Below are 15,711 nucleotides of genomic sequence, written 5' to 3'. Positions count from 1 at the left end.
TTCAGCGATCGCTATCGGCCTTTAAATTGACTGTTGACTGGCAGACTTTCTGACAAGTGCAGGTTGCAGGTTCTGGCGGCTACGTGAGCGGGGACGCTGACCGTTTCATGGTCGCTGTAATCACGGCTCACGGATACAGCAGACGGAGACTATCTCTCCGATAGAAAGACCTTTCGGGTGTCGCGGTGGACTGACCGACAATGATCGATACCCTCGACGACCTCGACGTCGAAGGGACAACCGTCGGCGTTCGCGTCGACATCAACAGTCCGATCGCCGACGACGGGTCTCTCGCCGACGACGCCCGACTCCGTGCTCACGTCGATACGCTCTCGGAATTGCTCGAGCGCAGCGGTCGGGTCGCCGTTCTTGCCCACCAGGGCCGACCCGGCGGTGACGACTTCGGCTGCCTCTCTCCACATGCCGACCGTCTCTCCGACCTGCTCGGCCGTCCCGTCGACTACGTCGATGCAACGTTCAGCCAGGCCGCACGCGAGGCCGTCCAGTCGCTCGAAGACGGCGACTGCGTCGTTCTCGAGAACACCCGCTTTTACAGCGAGGAATACATGGAATTCGATCCGGACCGCGCGGCTCGAACGCAGCTCGTAGCGAATCTCGCACCCGTCCTCGATGCCTACGTGAACGACGCCTTCGCCGCCGCTCACCGTTCACAGCCCTCGCTCGTCGGCTTTCCAACCGTCGTGCCGGGGTATGCGGGTCGCGTCATGGAATCCGAACTCGACGTGCTCGGTTCGATCGAGGAGACGCCCGAACCGCGGATCTACGTCCTCGGCGGCGCGAAAGTCCCCGATTCAATCGACGTCGCCTGGAGCGTTCTCGAGAAGGACCTCGCCGACCACATCCTCACCGCCGGCGTCGTCGCCAACGTCTTCCTCATCGCCGACGGCGTCGACCTCGGCGACGCGAGTTCGGATTTCATCTACGAACAGGGCTACTGGGACGAGATCGATCGCGCCAGCGACTTGCTCGACGCCTACGGCGACCGGATCGCACTGCCGCGCGATGTCGCCGTCGACCGCGACGACGGCCGCCACGAACTCGGCGTCAACGCGTTACCGCCCCAGGAAGGTGAGGCCGCGATGGATATCGGGTCATCGACGCTCGCCTACTACGAGCGACTTCTCGAGGACGCAGGCACCGTTATCCTCAACGGGCCGGCCGGCGTCTTCGAGGACGACCGATTCGAACTGGGAACCAGACGGCTCTACGGCGCGGCGACGGACGTGCCAACGAGTATCGTCGGCGGCGGCGACACTGCCTCGGCGCTCCGTCGACTCGGCGTCGAGGGCTTTTCACACGTCAGCACCGGCGGCGGCGCCGCGTTGCAGATGCTGACCGCCGATCAGTTGCCTGCTGTCAGCGCGCTCGAGCGTACTGTTGACACCGCTTCCGATCGTAACGATGGCCACTGATCAGACGATCGATGATCGCTGATCGATGACCGACAACCGACAATGACAACCGATCTAACCATCGATCACGCTACGAGCGACGATCTCGAAGCGGTCACCGATCTCTGGGTTCAACTCGCCCGCAGCCAGCGCGAGTTCGACTCGGCCGTCCGCGCGGAGGCCAACCGCGAACTGATGCGCGAGACCCTCGCCGCACACCGCGTCGCCGACGGCCTTCTCGTCGCTCGCGTCGCCGACGCGATCGTCGGTTTTGCCTCCGTCTCACTCGAACGGGGCAGTCTCGAACTCGAGCGGACGCGTGGGACTCTCTCGAATCTCTACGTCGACCCGGCCTATCGCGACCGGGGCATCGGGTCCGCACTACTCGAGGCCGCCACGGCCGAACTCGAATCGAAGGGCGCGGAGGTGTTGCTTCTCGAAGTGATGGCACAAAACGAGGACGCCAGGCGGTTTTACCGAACGCACGGATACGAGTCCTATCGAGTGGCGATGAAACGATCGCTCGAGGAGCCCGCAGCCGGGACGGATACCGATACCGAAACTGACCGAGAGGCCCTCGAACGGAACTCCGGGACAGAAACCGATACACACTCAAAGGAGGATTGCTAACCAACGGACTGCGCCAGGGGAGCATGGGCGGTTCATGCACTCGACTTGTAATCGAGACTTCGTGGGTTCAAATCCCACCCCTGGCTTACCCAGTTGGGTTCAACGCTTCTCCGATCGGTCTCGGCGCGGTCCGGTATTCGGAGAACGCCGTATTCGGACCGTCGGTTCAACGCTCGTTCTACCGCTGGATCTACGCGGATGGATATCGAGTACCTCGACGACCTCTCCCCCAGCCTGCACTGCAATCGCGACCGGCCTCCGTATCTGGCTGAGTATTCTCACACAGTACGAAGACAGCACACGAGGAAACCGAGTCGGTCTCGGTCCCCGGAATCGTACCCGATTGAGTAACTACCACGGCGTCGTCGACGTGAGGATACCGACCGTCACCGGACCGACAGCCAACGTGCTCGCCGCAAAGGCGGACTCAAATTCGCGTTCGGGTGTGCCCGCCGACGCGTGAACGTACGCGGGAAGCGCGAGAACCGTGCCTGAACTCGGTAACTATCTATTAAATAATTCCCGAAACAAAGACAGACTCCCGTAGTAGCCTCGAACGCCGGAAACCGTAGCGTGTCCCGCCTCCTACAACGAGTTCCTGTTCGGTGGATACGGTTCCCTGAAACGTCTCAAGTGGGGTGAACTCAACTATATTATCTACTATATTTATAGAAATAAATACGCTAGTGGACAACTACGGCTGATGATCAACAGATATGTACTACAAGATTGGATTGAGGCCAGTGGATTTATATATAGGCGAGGAAAGAGTCCGGCCAATGCTACTCTCAGTCGATCGTTCGGAGACAGCCGAGACGCGGTCGCTTAGCTTTGACGTAATTGCCGCAGTCGCCGAACGGGAGGGAGTCGATCCGACCGAGATCGAACCGCCCGAGTACGAATCCCTCTATGCTGTCGTCAATCCCGAAGCCCTGGATGCACTGTTTGCACCACGACAGGACGGGTCCGATCGAATTTCGGGTCGTGTCGAGTTCACGTTCAATGGCTATCACGTCGTTATTACAGGCGACGGTGAGGTGAGATTGCGAGAGGACTCGTCGTAGTGTCTTCACCGGCGAGACAGTCTCTCGATCGAAAAACGATGGGTGGGTCGTGACTAGTCGAGCTGGGAACGCCAGGTTTCCGGAATGGGACGTGAGTCGCCGGTACTGGAGTCGATGAAGACCTGGACGGTCGTGGCTGTCGCTGCCAGGGACTCGTCGGCGTAGATCTCGTACGTGAGCGGGAGACTCGCAGTCCCGGGTTCACCGACGGTGAGCGCGATGGAGACGGTTGCGTCGGCCTCGATAGGCTGCTTGTAGTTGATTTCGAGATGTGCGAGAACGGTATCGAGATCGGCGAGTGAGGTGTCGAAAACGTCCCGAAAATAGGCCTCTCGGGCCTGTTCGAGGTAGGTTGCGTAAGTGGCGTTGTTAACGTGGCCCATGAAGTCGATATCTCGGAGCCGAACGTCGATTTCGACGTCGTAGGTATCCGCTGTTGTGTCCGGTTCGGTCCCTGGAGTCATGTGGGATGATGGCCGGTCGACACCCGTATACGTACTGGTTGTCGGGACCAGAATTATTCGCCACGACAGACCGATTCGAACACCTGCTCGTGAAGCCGCTCTGTGACGAGTTCAAGGAGCGGTTCCATGTGCTGCGTGTCCGCCCGGTTGTATTCGATCAGGGTTTCGAGTGCGGCGTCGTCGCCGCGTTCGTATTCCCGCCAGAGGCGGACGGCATCGCGGCCGCTTATCTCGGGGAGGTCGCGGTCGATACCGACATCCCGTTCGATCGCTTTGAGTCCGCCGTCGAGGCCGATTTTCTTGCAGGGGTACATGAGGTCGACGTGTGGCGTCGTCACGTCCAGATCGTAGCAGGTCTCGAGAAACGGCACGTCAAAGCGCTGGCCGTTGAACGTGACCAGCAGCGATGCGGCGTCGAGTGCAGCCACGAGTCGGTCGCGCGTGAGATCTCGGCCCTTGACGAACGTCGTCGTCTCGCCGTTGCGGTGAAGACTAACGGTCGTCACGTCGTGGTGGCTTGCACCGAGACCGGTCGTTTCGATGTCGAGAAAGCACGTGTTCTCGCGGGCGTTTTCGTAGAGTCGCCAGCGGCTCGCAGCGGGGAGTGACTCCGCGAACGGCGCGACGTCGCCCTGCTCTAAGTGAGTTCGACCCGTTTCGATGAACGTCTCGATCCGATCCGTGAGCGTGTCACCGACGACGCTGCCGTCGAACTCGTCCCAGTGGGTAATTCCGTGTTCCCAGAGGCGGCGTTCGGTCACCTCGCCGACGCCGCGAACGGGAATGAAACTGTTCTCGATTCGCACACCAGTGGAGGGGAGTGGCGGAGAGAAAAGTGCTTGGATCGATGGAAGCCGTACTGCCGAGTACGCGATCGATGTCTATCGGGTGCCAAGAAGGGAAGAGCGATCAGACCGGCACCCACTCCGTCACCAGTCCCCGATCGCGCAGCGTCCAGCGCTGTTCGTCGATACCGTCACGCCTTCGGAGTTCGACGATCGCATCGAACAGCGGTTCGAGCAACGCAACGGCGTCGTGGTCGGAGTCGAGCGGCAGATGGACGTGACCGACCCCCCGAACGTGAGTGGTGGTGGTCGTCACCAGATGCAACAGTCGAAAGACCTCGTCCGTGTCGTGCTCGTCGAGCAACGTGACCAGTGAATCCAGACAGAGACGAAGACCCGCCGGTTTGCAGTCGGCCGTCTCCCGGTCGAACTCGTCGATCGCATCGATAATTTCGAGGCCGAGCGTGCCGATTAGCGGCTTCTCACCCGGCGGCGACTCGGGCGGGTACGTGTGACTGGATCGAGAACGATCGACGGAAGCCGCGGAAATCGTACGCGTTCGGACCGGCTGGTTCGTACAGTCCTGCCAAGAGTCCGCGCTGGTTGTTGCATCGGCGTTGTCTGTGACGCGCAGTCGATACTGGACGCCGTGCGAGTCAACTGTCTCCGGCGTCTCCGAGTCAGACTCACGGTGAACGCCTGCGAGCCGCCGGCAGACGGCCTCGTGTGCCCTCTGTCTCCCGGAACCGACTACCAAGACGGAACTCCCCTCTCGTTTGAGCGCGTCGAGAGTCTGTGCGAAGGTCGTCTCCCTTTCGGTGTCAGCGGTTCCCCCAGGAACCGGCGCGCTGTCCATCTCCGTGACGTCGGAACCCCCAGATTCTGACCCCATCTTCGCTGACAGAGGTACCGATCACACATAATATTTCGGAATGCATGCGGGAGAAAAACGGTGTTACCCATCGTCCGAGTTCAGCCGGTCGACTCGCGATCGGGAGCCACTCTCCTTCCGACAGCCGGATTTTCATACCGTGACCCCATACGGGACGTATGGGCGACCCCGACTCCAACGCCGACTCCGGTTCCGGTCCCGGTTCCGACTCTCCTCGCTCCGACCCCGACGAGGATCTCGCGACGGCCGTTCGCGAACTCACCGACACGATCGAACTACTCCGTCAAGAACTCGCCGAGAGCGACCGCCGGTCCCCGTTCTCACCCGCAGCGCCATCCGGACCACCGCTCCGGCCACCCTCTCCCCGGGAAGTTCTCGCGTTCACCGACGAGTTCGCTATTCCCGCCGCCATCACCGCCCTCGAATCGAGCGTGCGCGCACTCGAGGCGTTCCAGCGCGGCCTCAACCTCGTGCGCACCGAACGGGAGGCCAGGGATCGCGCGTCGGCGGCGGCCGAAACGACCAGCGAGCGCGCCACCGACGTTCGTCGTACGACACTCTCACAGCTCGATACGGTCCTCACGCAACTCCAGCGGGCGGCCTCGTCGGATGCCCTTCCCGCGGACGAAGACGCCCGCGAGCTCCTCACAGAGGCGCGTCGGCTTCGTGACGAAGTCGATACTCGCCTCCGGGAAGCGACTGCCGACCGCGAGTCCGGTCCCGATGACGGGACTCCTGATACCAGTGGTGACAGCACTGAGACGGGGACTACCGACGTGGTTCAGATCGACATCGACGACGGTCGCCCCCCGCGCGATGAGACGACGGACGAAACCGAGGCGGCGAACGGCTCGAACGTCGATGTCGACGCCGAACTCGAGACGCTGAAGGATCGGTACAGTTCGGACGAGGAGCCACCGGCCGATGACGAGCACGACGCCGGCGATTCCGATACTGAGTCGAGCGAATCGGACGCCAGCGGCAACGAACGCGACGATACGACGACTGCCGCCGATGACGACAGCGAGGGCGATGGCGGCGACGACGATCCCGACAACAACGGCCAATAGAAGACGAGTTCCCACCCGTTAAACCGGCTCGAACCGATAGCCGTCCCACTCCTGACTCGCCGGCTCCCGAATGCCCGCGCCCGGCTCGCGGAGTTCGTCGACGGAAACCGGCCGGACCTCCTCACCGACCTCGATCTCGCCCGTCGTCACCTGTCCGATCGCGCGCACCGATTCGCCCTCGATCGTGAACTCGACGATCGCCAGGTGGTTCGGCTCGCGAACGCCCGGGGGTGTCGCCGTCGAGGTCGTCCAGGTGACGACCTCCGCGGTGAACTCGCTCAGATCGATCGTGTCCACCGGCTCCGCGCCGTCGGGACCGCGCGGATGTCCAGGGTAGCTGATCGTGCCGTCCTCGTACCGATAGGCGTCCATCGTCATTGTGCTGCCTCCATGATGGTGGTGATAACGCAGTTGCCAAAGCCGCCGACGTTACAGCACAGTCCCACGTCCGCCTCGACCTGCCGTGGGCCGGCTTCGCCGACGAGTTGTTCGTAGATCTCAACCCCCTGTGCGACGCCGCTCGCGCCGAGCGGGTGGCCCTTCGATTTCAGCCCACCGGAGGTGTTGATCGGCAACTCGCCGTCGCGTTCCGTGTCCCCTTCTTCGACGAGTTCCCAGGCCTCGCCCTGCTCGGCGAAGCCGAGTCCCTCCATCTGGAGGAACTCGAGGATCGTGAACATATCGTGGAGTTCAGCGACGTCGATGTCGTCGGGCTCGCGGCCGCTCATCTCGTAGGCCCCCTCGCCGCTCTCGACGACGCCGCCCATCACGGTCGGGTCCTCGCGCTCGTGGACGACGTGCGTGTCCGTCGCGCCGTCGATACCCGTGATGACGGCGTACTCGTCGGCGTACTCCTGGGCGACAGATTCGGGGCACAACAGCAGGGCCGCCGACCCGTCCGTGATCGGACAGAAGTCGTACAGTCGGAGCGGATCGGCCACGATCGGCGACTCCAGCACCGTCTCCAGATCGACCTCCTTCCGGAACTGCGCGTTCGGATTGTCGACGCCGTTTTTGTGGTTCTTGACGGCGACCTTCCCGAGGCTCTCGCGGGGCGCATCGAACCGATCGAGGTAGTGTCGCGCGGTCAACCCCGCGAACGAGGGCAGCGTCACGCCGTGTTTGTACTCGACCGGATGCGTCAACGAGGCGATCACGTCCGTCGCCTCGCCGGTCGTTCGGTGAGTCATCTTCTCGCCGCCGACGAGCAGCGTCATCTCGCTCGCCCCGCTCGCGACCGACTGCCAGGCGGCGTAGATGCCCGCCCCGCCGCTCGAACTCGTCTGATCTACCCGCTGGGTGTACGCCGGCGTCGCGTCGATGTCCTGGGCCAGCGCGTTCATCGCTCCGGTCTGTCCCTCGAACTCGCCGCTCGCCATGTTCGAGACGTACAGGTGCTCGACATCCGACGCGTCGACGCCCGCGTCGTCGAGACAGGCGAGTCCGGCTTCCGAGAGGAGTTCGACGATCCACTCGTCTCGCTGCCCGAACTGGGTCATCGACGAGCCGATGACTGCGACACGTTCCATACCCTACTGCACACAGGTCACTGTTTTATATGGTAGGGGTCCGGAACGCTCGCGGCGCGCCGGTATCGATCAGCACTGGGAGCGGCCGGTTGCTGGCAGTTCCTGCACAGCAGTGCCCGATCCGACTACACGTCGGTCACGTTGATCCGCGCTCGCTACTGGTATATGTACTACTCGCCATCATCTTTCACCATGGTGAAGTAGAACTCATCGACCGGCCCCGACGAATACGATACGTACACGAACGCGTGGTCGTCGAGAGCTTCTATCGTCGAGATTCGTTATACTTCCGAGACAACCAGCAGAGCCGAGGACAGTTCCCGTTCCGATTCCGCCGAGTATTTCTCGTCGGTTCATACCACCAATAGTTTCCCGTTTCCATATGTAGTCTAACAAAATACACACTGTAATCTACTATCCGGCGGCGGGACAACCAGGTTAGGCTGATTCGGGCGTCGCCGTCTGCAACTCGCTCGCGCGCGAGCGCGCCTGCGAGATTACCGCGGGCCGCGCCTCGAAGGAGACGAGTACGTCTTCGTCCCCGTAGGTAACGTCGTCGACGTGAGCGTTGTCGTGGATCCACGAGACCACGCTCATCGTCTCGTCGGTCATCGGCAGCACGAGCCGTTCTTCCTCCCAATCTGGCAGTTCGGTATCGATCCGATCAAGCAGTGAGTCGACGTTCGTCCCCTCCCGCGCGCTGACGGTGACCGGGTTCGGTGCGAGCGCGGACAACGCCTCTTGCTTTTCCTCGAGTTCAGCTTCGCCGACGGCGTCGATCTTGTTGAGGACGGTGACGATCGGGGCCTCGTTGCGTTCGTAGAGCGTGTCGTGGCTGGTGACGAGTTTCTCGTGGATGTCGTCGATGTCTTCGCTCACGTCGACGACGAGCAAGACGAGATCGGCCCGGTAGACGGAATCGAGCGTCGATTTGAAGGATTCGACGAGCCAGTGGGGCAGATCGCTGATGAAACCGACGGTGTCGGTTACGAGCACGTCGCGCGGGTCGATGTCGGCGCGGCGGGTGGTCGTTCCGAGGGTGGTGAACAGCTTGTCCTGTGATTCGGCGGTCGAGTCGAGGTCGGGATGGAGATCGTCGTTCTCGTCGACATCGAGATCGGCCGCGAGTCGTCGGAGTAGCGTGGATTTGCCGGCGTTCGTGTAGCCTGCGAGCGCGACCAGATCGAAGCCGGAGTTGCGTCGTCGTTCGCGGCGGTGTTCCTCCGTTTGTTCGATGCGCTCGAGTTCGTCGGTGATGCGGCTGATCTGGTCTTTGATGTCCTGCTCGCGGCTTTCGTCGTACTCGCCGAGTCCCATGAAGCCGGGATGCTCGTCGCGTTTGGCGAGGCTGGTCTTGGCCTCGGCGCGCGGCAGTTCGTAGCGGAGTTCGGCGAGTTCGACCTGGAGCTGGGCTTTTCGAGTTTGGGCGCGCTGGCCGAAGATTTCGAGGATGAGGGTGAACCGATCGATGACTTCGACGCCCTCGGGAAGGAGCTGGCCGAGGTTGTACGTCTGGTAGGGGCCGAGCCGGTTGTCGAAGATGACGGTCGTCGCGTCCGTGGCGGCGGCTGTTTCGGCGAGTTCTTCGGCCTTTCCCTCGCCGATCTGGAGTGCGGGGTCGGCTCGGCGGGACTGGGTGATCTCACCGACGACGGTGTAGCCGGCGGCGGCGGCGAGGTCGGAAATCTCGCTTGTATCTGGCGTTCCGGAGTCGACGCGCTTGGCGATGAGTGCTCTCATGCGGGTGCGAATGCGATTACAGGGGTAGCTTCGAGTTGGTGTTTTGCGGTTGGTTCGGATGCCGGTGCTGGCGCTGGTGTCGGTACTGGTACTGACGATGTCTTGACGGAAACGCTGCTACTGCTGCTACCGCTGCTACCGATACGTGGCACCGATGGTGACACCGCCGCTGCAGGGGCACATCCGCAGAGTAGCGTGGACCGTCGTGGATGAGACTCGATCCAATGCCGTCGCTGTTGCCGAGACGAAGTCGACTCCATGCGCACACGCGAGCACGGGTGCGGGTACGACCGAAACCACAACCGCGACCGCGACCAGTCTGGCGATACGACGCCATCAACCACGCTCGGGGTGCCGGCGAGACACCTCCGTTGGACGCAAGACAATCATACTCCACTGTACGTCTCCAAACGCCTTGAATCCCGTGCCCACACTGAACTCGTCGTTGTACCGCCGGTTCGCTGGCCGCTCGCTCGACGGAAATCGGATCAAAACAGTCATTATCTGTGATACGAATACTCGCGGTGATGGTTTCCGCCGACCCGACGACGCTCGCACTCGAGTTCGGAGCCGGCGCAGTCCTCGGCGGGCTGCTCGGCTTCGGGACCAAGCGAGTCGCCAAACTGATCGCTATTATCTTCGGCATCGAACTGATGGTCTTTCGCTACCTCCAGTCCCAGGGCATCGTTATCGTCGACTGGGATCGACTTTCCGCCGGACTCATCACGACACAAGAACAGACGGTGTCAAATGCCGGTGTCGCTGCTCACTGGATCGACTCGCTACTCTCCGTCGCCTCGATCGCCGTCGGCTTTACGAGCGGCTTTCTGATCGGATACCACCGCGCCTGAGACGGGCTGCTGGCAGTCAGCTCCGTCGCACCTGTGACCTGCCCTGCAATCGCGATGGAAATTGGCACAACAGACCGTCTGACGCCATCTGTGTCCGAAAACGGTACGCAGATCGGGCTCGAACAGAACTCGTCCGGTACTGTAATACTGCAGTGTCGCTGTTGGATTGCCGGTCTCACACCGGTACCGCCACGACGCACGCCGACTATCGCGTCTGAATATCGTCCTTGTCCTTGATCAACTCCGTCTCAGCCTCGCCGCTCGAGTGTTCGTTGACCACGTCGTAGAACTCGTTTTGCATCCCTGCGGGGAAGGTGACGACGCCGATCCAGGAGCCGTCGGCCTGCCACTCCTCGCGCTCGAGGTCGCCGAACTGTCGGACCTGCGCCTGCGCGCTGCCCGCGTACTCCGCCGGAATCTGGACCGCGATCGTCACCTCCTCGAACCGGATCGGGATCACCGGTCGAAGATCGTCCAGCGCGTCGTCGACCTGCGATTCGACCGTCTCCATCGGATCGACGGTAAAGCCCGCTTCCTCGAGCGCGTTCTCGATCCGTTCCGGGGGATGCGGCGCATTATCCATCTGCGGATTGACCGCGTTGCGCGCGATGGTGTCGACCAGTTGTTTGCGCTTTTGCTCTTGCATCTCGCGCCGCTGCTCGGCCGTAATCTGGATCTCTCCCCTCGTGATAACGTCCGGGATGATCTCCAGTGGGTCCGTCGTATCGAAGACCTTCTCGAGATCGCTCTCGGCGGGGCGGTCCCCGCGGGAGGCGTTCTCGAAAACGTCCTCCGCAGCGATGACATCCTCCAAGTCGCCCTCGAACTCGCCACGTTTGATCGCGAGAGCCGCATCTGGATCGACCAACACTTCAAAGCGCGCCCCGTGTGACTCGAGTCGCGCTGTCACCGCCTCGTCAAGAGAGATCATACCGAAGCGTTCCTCCGGCTTCGTAAAAGAGTTTTTCCTGAGACGAGACCGTTGCTCGGTGCCGTCGAACGAATCCGAATCCCGAAACAGTGACAAACGAGTGCAGCAGCGCGAGTTGTCAGGTATCAGGAGTCGGGATCAAGGCCAAGAACCGATACTCGTGAACTCGAGCGACCGAGTGGGTCGCCACGAGTCTCTGGCCCGATTACTCTTCGGATTCGCCGTCCTCGTCGCCCTCATCGAGGAGGTCGTTCTCCGTCAAGTGGTCCGCGATGCGGTCCTGTTCGAACTGTTCGAAGCGCTCGGTTTCAGCGTCAATGGTAGCAAGGCCGACTTCGCTCGGGAGCAGCGAGCCGTCGTTGACCGACGCGAGTGCGTCGAGTGCGAGGTGGATGCCGCCGTCCAAGTCCGCCTCGTCGTCGTAGTTCTCTTCCAGGTAGCTCTGGAGTTCACTACGGTCGGCACCGACGGCGAGGGCCTTCCACTCGTAGGGCGTTCCCGACGGATCGGTCTCGAACAGGCGCGGCTCGCCGTTTTCGACGCCGCCGACGATCAGTGCGACGCCGAACGGGCGTGCACCGCCGACCTGGGTGTACTGCTGGATGTGGTCGGTAACTTCCTTCGTCAGCGTTTCGACGCCGATCGGTTCGCCGTAGCGCAGTTGGTTGACCTGAGTCTGCCGGCGCGCGAAGTCGATTAGCTGGCGCGCGTCGGCGACGTGACCCGCGCTCGCGATGCCGATGTGGTTGTCTGCCTTGTGGATCTTCTCGACGCTCGAATCTTCGAGCAGCGGCGAGGGAACGCGCTTGTCGACGGCCAGCACGACGCCGTCGTCGGTTCGCACGCCAATACTCGCCGTGCCACGTTTGACCGCCTCGCGGGCGTACTCCACCTGGTAGAGTCGGCCGTCGGGCGAGAAGATCGTGATGCCTCGGTCGTACGCCTGCTGTTGGGCTTGTCCCTGCATAGTATCACGCTAAATCGTAATCGTAGTCGAGGTCTGTCGTCCCCGCGAACGCCGCATCGAGTCGCACGTCTACAGATTCATCGCGCACGACGGCGACTCGCTCCTCGTTCCCGAACACGACGTTTCTCTCTTCAGAATCTTGCCCGCGTCGCCCTAAATACTTTTCTTCAGCGGCACGGATCGTGCCACTGATACCGCTGACCCGAACACCGACCGGCTGCCCGTCGATTTCGTCGATGCAAGCGAGCGCCGCCCGCGCTTCGTCTGTCCAGCCGTGTCTGACCTTGACGAGTGCCTCACCGACGCCTGCGTCGGCACTGAACTCGAACTGCAGGACCGACAGCTCGGCGCGTGCGCTCCCCGGATCACCGAGCAAATTCTGGCCCGCGTACCAGCATTCGCGCTGGAACGCTCGCCGATCGATCGACGCGTCCGGCCAACTCTCGATCTCGACCGCGAGATAGCGCCAGCGCGGCCGGAGGTGTTTTGGGAGATGTTTCATTCGTTCTGGTCCGCGTCGGGACGGCCGCGCTCGGCCACCAACACGCCAACCTGCTCGTGGACGCGTTCGACGGCCGACAGGGAGAAGCCGGCGTCCGTAAGCGCATCGGCGAGGAAGCCGACGGTCGCCGGATCGTCGACCTCCGGCGAGTAGAACGGCTCGTCCGGGTTCGGCTCGCCGAAGAACATCACGTCCCCGAGGACGAACGTGCGCGGACCGAGATCGGCGATCGCCGAAATCGCCTCGCGCTTTTCCTCGTCCGATAGGTGATGCATCGCGAAGTTCGAGGTCACGATATCGACTTCGCCGTCGTACTCGGGCTCGCGGAACGTCCCGCGGCCGAACGCGACGTTCTCGAGCCCTTCCTCGGCGGCTTTCGTCTCGGCTTCCGACATCATGCCCTCGCTGATGTCTCGCCCGACGACGCGCTCGGCGTCCGGAGCCAGCGCGAGCGCGATCGCGCCCGTACCGGTCCCGAGATCGAGAACGACATCGTCCGTATCGGGTGCAGCGTGCTCGATAACCAGATTCGCGCACGCGCGGTACTCGTCGGAACCCTCGTCGTCGTACTCGCTTGCGATCTCGTCGAACCGGGCGGCGTGATCCTCAATGCTCCTCTTCATACCTGCCTCGTTCGACCCCTGGCTCAATGAACGACTCGGACTGGATCCGTCGGTTGCGCTCGGCCATCCGCCCCCACTCTTCGAGTCCCGCCTCGACGAACGAACTCGAAAGGCCGAGCTGCTCGCCGAGCGCCGCCAGGTCCCGCGGCGCGCGGAGCTCGAGGTGTGACTGCGGGGACGCGCTCACGACGTAGGGAGCGTCGTAGTGGTCGACGATGTCCGCGAGCTTTCGCAATGACTGGATGATCCGCACGCGTCGCCCGCCGTGGGTGCGAAGGACGCCCGAGAGATCGAACTCGAAACGAACGCCGTTCTCGACGGCTGCTTTCGCGAGCACGTGGTTTACGTCGCCGCCCGCTGTCATCGGCCGGGCGAGCACGTCCACCTTCTCGTTTTCCACGGCGAAGCGATTCATCGCGGGCGTTCCGCCCGCCACCGTGATGATCGTCTCGTCGGTCCGGTAGTTGCCGACCGCACCGCTTGCCTGTTCGACATCGTCGGCGTCGATTTCGATCCCTTCGACCACGTCGATCCCGTACTCGTCCCCGATCCGCTCGGCGTCGAACTCGGCCCGTTCGTCCGCGCGATTGCGCACGACCACGCCCTCGAAGCTGAACTCGGCCGCCGTCTTCGCAAGTCTGGCGACCGTGCTCTGTCCGTCGGGGTGGGCGTGGACGGCCTCGTACATAGTCGAGGACTCACGCGGCGAGAACTTGGGGTTTGCGTCATCCGGCGACAACGGCTGTCCGCCGAGTGGACACAGGACGATCCGAGTGCAGCGAGAAACAGTGATAGCGACAGTCAGTGCCGGGTCGGTCCTCAGTTCAGGATAGACTGGGCGACCGTCGCGAGCTGGCCGTTGTCGGCCTCGCGGAGTCGGTCGTCGCCGATCTTCAGACGCAGGCGCGGCCGACCAACGTCGATTGGCACCTTCTCGGTGTCGATCAGGCCCATGTCTTCGAGCTTGGTCTTCGTGCGGCTAAAGGTCGCCTTCGACGCGATGCCCACGTCCTCGCCCCACTTGCTGATGTCGTACAGCAACGCCTCGTTCTTGGCCGCGACGAGCAGCGAGATCGTCACTTCGTCGAGCCCGTCGCCGTCGCCACGAGCGGTCTCGAGCGAGTTCAAGATCGCGGTGAAATCGTCCTCGGCCTCGGGGCTGATCTCGTCGGAAAGGGTCTCGCGAACGTCCGTGATCGGCGGTGTCCGGAGGTTGTAAGCGGGCGCGTCCTCCCACCGATCGGCGTAGGTCTCGTACGTGTCCTCGACGAAACTGCCGTCGTCGGTGACGAGGCCGCCGACGCGGTCGCCGGCGTGGACGACGGCGATGACGCGGTCTTCGGTAACCAAAAGCGAGTTCTCCGGCGCTTCCTCGAGCGTGTGGAGTGCGAGTGCGCCCTCGCTGATCAGGTCTGCCGCGTTCGAGGCGACGATGAAGTCGTCCATGACCGCCTTCAGGGTACGCTCGTCGGCGAGCATGTGGACCGACGGGAGCGAGCCCTCGAGCGCCGTCGCAACGGCGATGAACTCCTCGATGGCGTCTCGCGAGGGGTTGACCATGTAGACATCACCGCTTGCGTCTTCGAGGACTGATTCGAGTATATCGTCAATCTGGTGGTTGAGTAAATTCGAAGCCATCTCTCTGCAGAAGTAAACGAGATCCCAGTACTTAATTTTGGTGGCCATCTTCACGGCAGAACTTCTCACCTGATTGACGAACGGGTAATTTTTGTCCGCTTGTTGTTCATTATAGCTATAGGTTTCGCAGAACAACACGATACTCACTAGAAACGAGCGATGACGGCCCCAGTTTAATCCGTATCTGATTGCGCGAATTAATTAGAATAATTATATAAAGGTGTTCTGATAATACCGCATTGCATGGGTTTCAGAAGTACTCGAATCCGGATGAATGTATGGCCCCGCTTGCGAAGTGGTGGATTGCTCTCTCATCAGCGTTCGAAGCAGCAGACGGTGTCTGCAGAGCGCGTGAGTACGTACGGCGGCCCGTGAAGTTGGACTACTCGTCGAACTGCGACCAGAGCGAGTTCGACCAGTAAATATCGCCGTCGTAAATCACCGCCGCCTCCGTTTCTTTGAGCAACGTTACGAGTGCAGGTTTCGAGACGATAAAATTGGACTCGGAGCCACAGAGGTAGGCGAGTTCGTTGTCGGCGGTGTGGGGGAAGTAATAGGAGCCGGTGACGCGGGTCGAGTAGCAGTCGAAGGTCTGTCTCTTATACACATCTCT

The 15,711-nt window shown here is 62.1% G+C and carries 18 protein-coding genes and 1 tRNA gene; 6 read left to right on the top strand and 13 right to left on the bottom strand.

Features of this window, described 5'->3' with window-relative positions; all coding sequences use genetic code 11:
• The first annotated feature begins 200 nt into the window (after nucleotides 1–200).
• The 4 genes from C481_RS11540 to C481_RS11525 all read left to right on the top strand — a co-directional run bounded on the left by C481_RS11540 (nucleotide 201) and on the right by C481_RS11525 (nucleotide 3,106).
• On the top strand, nucleotides 201–1,433 hold the full coding sequence (locus tag C481_RS11540; protein WP_006109387.1) for a phosphoglycerate kinase: 1,233 nt from the start codon (nucleotides 201–203) through the stop codon (nucleotides 1,431–1,433).
• A 42-nt stretch (nucleotides 1,434–1,475) separates the two neighbouring features.
• Nucleotides 1,476–2,042, top strand: coding sequence for a GNAT family N-acetyltransferase (locus tag C481_RS11535; RefSeq protein ID WP_006109386.1), 567 nt, complete (start codon nucleotides 1,476–1,478; stop codon nucleotides 2,040–2,042).
• A 12-nt stretch (nucleotides 2,043–2,054) separates the two neighbouring features.
• Nucleotides 2,055–2,128, top strand: a tRNA-Thr gene (locus C481_RS11530).
• Nucleotides 2,129–2,821: 693 nt separating this feature from the next.
• Nucleotides 2,822–3,106: a HalOD1 output domain-containing protein gene (locus tag C481_RS11525; protein WP_006109385.1), complete on the top strand. Its 285-nt coding sequence runs from the start codon at nucleotides 2,822–2,824 to the stop codon at nucleotides 3,104–3,106.
• 53 nt (nucleotides 3,107–3,159) lie between these two features.
• Here C481_RS11525 and C481_RS11520 read toward each other — a convergent pair whose 3' ends face one another.
• From C481_RS11520 to C481_RS11510, 3 genes are all read right to left on the bottom strand, one after another.
• Nucleotides 3,160–3,570 carry an acyl-CoA thioesterase gene (locus C481_RS11520; protein WP_006109384.1) on the bottom strand — a complete coding sequence of 137 codons (411 nt, stop codon included), beginning with the start codon at nucleotides 3,568–3,570 and terminating at the stop codon, nucleotides 3,160–3,162.
• A 53-nt stretch (nucleotides 3,571–3,623) separates the two neighbouring features.
• On the bottom strand, nucleotides 3,624–4,376 hold the full coding sequence (locus C481_RS11515; RefSeq protein ID WP_006109382.1) for a ribonuclease H-like domain-containing protein: 753 nt from the start codon (nucleotides 4,374–4,376) through the stop codon (nucleotides 3,624–3,626).
• 103 nt (nucleotides 4,377–4,479) lie between these two features.
• On the bottom strand, nucleotides 4,480–5,247 hold the full coding sequence (locus tag C481_RS11510; protein WP_049904617.1) for a DUF7504 family protein: 768 nt from the start codon (nucleotides 5,245–5,247) through the stop codon (nucleotides 4,480–4,482).
• Nucleotides 5,248–5,405: 158 nt separating this feature from the next.
• On the opposite strand from C481_RS11510, the gene C481_RS11505 reads away from it, so the two are divergent.
• Entirely contained in the window at nucleotides 5,406–6,317 is a 912-nt protein-coding gene (locus C481_RS11505; protein WP_006109380.1) for a DUF7547 family protein, read from the top strand.
• Nucleotides 6,318–6,335: 18 nt separating this feature from the next.
• Here the strand turns inward: C481_RS11505 and C481_RS11500 are convergent, their stop codons facing one another.
• From C481_RS11500 to hflX, 3 genes are all read right to left on the bottom strand, one after another.
• The gene (locus C481_RS11500; protein WP_006109379.1) at nucleotides 6,336–6,695 is read right to left on the bottom strand and encodes a hypothetical protein; all 360 of its coding nucleotides are present in this window, start codon (nucleotides 6,693–6,695) and stop codon (nucleotides 6,336–6,338) included.
• Nucleotides 6,692–7,846 (bottom strand): thiolase family protein, encoded by a 1,155-nt coding sequence (locus C481_RS11495; protein WP_006109378.1) that lies wholly within the window; start codon nucleotides 7,844–7,846, stop codon nucleotides 6,692–6,694. Before C481_RS11495 ends, C481_RS11500 begins: the two co-directional genes overlap by 4 nt.
• A 438-nt stretch (nucleotides 7,847–8,284) precedes the next feature.
• Nucleotides 8,285–9,586, bottom strand: coding sequence for a GTPase HflX (gene hflX, locus C481_RS11490; RefSeq protein ID WP_006109377.1), 1,302 nt, complete (start codon nucleotides 9,584–9,586; stop codon nucleotides 8,285–8,287).
• A gap of 527 nt (nucleotides 9,587–10,113) precedes the next feature.
• Here hflX and C481_RS11485 point away from each other — a divergent pair.
• The gene (locus C481_RS11485; protein ID WP_006109375.1) at nucleotides 10,114–10,437 is read left to right on the top strand and encodes an FUN14 domain-containing protein; all 324 of its coding nucleotides are present in this window, start codon (nucleotides 10,114–10,116) and stop codon (nucleotides 10,435–10,437) included.
• A 205-nt stretch (nucleotides 10,438–10,642) separates the two neighbouring features.
• On the opposite strand, the gene C481_RS11480 is transcribed toward C481_RS11485, so the two are convergent.
• The 7 genes from C481_RS11480 to C481_RS11450 all read right to left on the bottom strand — a co-directional run.
• Complete coding sequence (locus tag C481_RS11480; RefSeq protein WP_006109374.1) at nucleotides 10,643–11,368, bottom strand: ribosome assembly factor SBDS; 726 nt, start codon at nucleotides 11,366–11,368, stop codon at nucleotides 10,643–10,645.
• A gap of 205 nt (nucleotides 11,369–11,573) precedes the next feature.
• Nucleotides 11,574–12,335, bottom strand: coding sequence for an archaeal proteasome endopeptidase complex subunit alpha (psmA, locus tag C481_RS11475; protein WP_006109373.1), 762 nt, complete (start codon nucleotides 12,333–12,335; stop codon nucleotides 11,574–11,576).
• A gap of 4 nt (nucleotides 12,336–12,339) precedes the next feature.
• A complete protein-coding gene (locus C481_RS11470) occupies nucleotides 12,340–12,837 on the bottom strand; it encodes an Rpp14/Pop5 family protein (protein WP_006109372.1) in 498 nt (165 codons plus the stop codon).
• Nucleotides 12,834–13,460: a class I SAM-dependent methyltransferase gene (locus tag C481_RS11465; RefSeq protein ID WP_006109371.1), complete on the bottom strand. Its 627-nt coding sequence runs from the start codon at nucleotides 13,458–13,460 to the stop codon at nucleotides 12,834–12,836. Before C481_RS11465 ends, C481_RS11470 begins: the two co-directional genes overlap by 4 nt.
• Entirely contained in the window at nucleotides 13,444–14,148 is a 705-nt protein-coding gene (locus C481_RS11460) for an RNase P subunit p30 family protein (protein ID WP_006109370.1), read from the bottom strand. The genes C481_RS11465 and C481_RS11460 overlap by 17 nt, the downstream gene beginning before the upstream one ends.
• A gap of 131 nt (nucleotides 14,149–14,279) precedes the next feature.
• A complete protein-coding gene (tbsP, locus tag C481_RS11455; RefSeq protein WP_006109369.1) occupies nucleotides 14,280–15,098 on the bottom strand; it encodes a transcriptional regulator TbsP in 819 nt (272 codons plus the stop codon).
• Between the two features lie 382 nt (nucleotides 15,099–15,480).
• The coding region (locus tag C481_RS11450) for a hypothetical protein (RefSeq protein WP_006109368.1) at nucleotides 15,481–15,711 on the bottom strand (231 nt) is incomplete at its 5' end.

It is taken from the genome of Natrialba asiatica DSM 12278 (assembly GCF_000337555.1).
In the GTDB taxonomy this organism is placed as follows: Archaea; Halobacteriota; Halobacteria; order Halobacteriales; family Natrialbaceae; genus Natrialba; species Natrialba asiatica.
The sequence above is the reverse complement of the archived record's forward strand: the minus strand, read 5'-3'. Positions and strand labels throughout refer to the sequence as shown.

Coding starts and splice junctions, on each gene's coding strand:
- C481_RS11540 (WP_006109387.1), top strand. CDS start 201: ATGATCGATACCCTCGACGACCTCGACGTCGAAGGGACAACCGTCGGC.
- C481_RS11535 (WP_006109386.1), top strand. CDS start 1,476: ATGACAACCGATCTAACCATCGATCACGCTACGAGCGACGATCTCGAA.
- C481_RS11525 (WP_006109385.1), top strand. CDS start 2,822: ATGCTACTCTCAGTCGATCGTTCGGAGACAGCCGAGACGCGGTCGCTT.
- C481_RS11520 (WP_006109384.1), bottom strand. CDS start 3,570: ATGACTCCAGGGACCGAACCGGACACAACAGCGGATACCTACGACGTC.
- C481_RS11510 (WP_049904617.1), bottom strand. CDS start 5,247: ATGGGGTCAGAATCTGGGGGTTCCGACGTCACGGAGATGGACAGCGCG.
- C481_RS11505 (WP_006109380.1), top strand. CDS start 5,406: ATGGGCGACCCCGACTCCAACGCCGACTCCGGTTCCGGTCCCGGTTCC.
- C481_RS11500 (WP_006109379.1), bottom strand. CDS start 6,695: ATGACGATGGACGCCTATCGGTACGAGGACGGCACGATCAGCTACCCT.
- C481_RS11495 (WP_006109378.1), bottom strand. CDS start 7,846: ATGGAACGTGTCGCAGTCATCGGCTCGTCGATGACCCAGTTCGGGCAG.
- hflX (WP_006109377.1), bottom strand. CDS start 9,586: ATGAGAGCACTCATCGCCAAGCGCGTCGACTCCGGAACGCCAGATACA.
- C481_RS11485 (WP_006109375.1), top strand. CDS start 10,114: ATGGTTTCCGCCGACCCGACGACGCTCGCACTCGAGTTCGGAGCCGGC.
- C481_RS11480 (WP_006109374.1), bottom strand. CDS start 11,368: ATGATCTCTCTTGACGAGGCGGTGACAGCGCGACTCGAGTCACACGGG.
- psmA (WP_006109373.1), bottom strand. CDS start 12,335: ATGCAGGGACAAGCCCAACAGCAGGCGTACGACCGAGGCATCACGATC.
- C481_RS11470 (WP_006109372.1), bottom strand. CDS start 12,837: ATGAAACATCTCCCAAAACACCTCCGGCCGCGCTGGCGCTATCTCGCG.
- C481_RS11465 (WP_006109371.1), bottom strand. CDS start 13,460: ATGAAGAGGAGCATTGAGGATCACGCCGCCCGGTTCGACGAGATCGCA.
- C481_RS11460 (WP_006109370.1), bottom strand. CDS start 14,148: ATGTACGAGGCCGTCCACGCCCACCCCGACGGACAGAGCACGGTCGCC.
- tbsP (WP_006109369.1), bottom strand. CDS start 15,098: ATGGCTTCGAATTTACTCAACCACCAGATTGACGATATACTCGAATCA.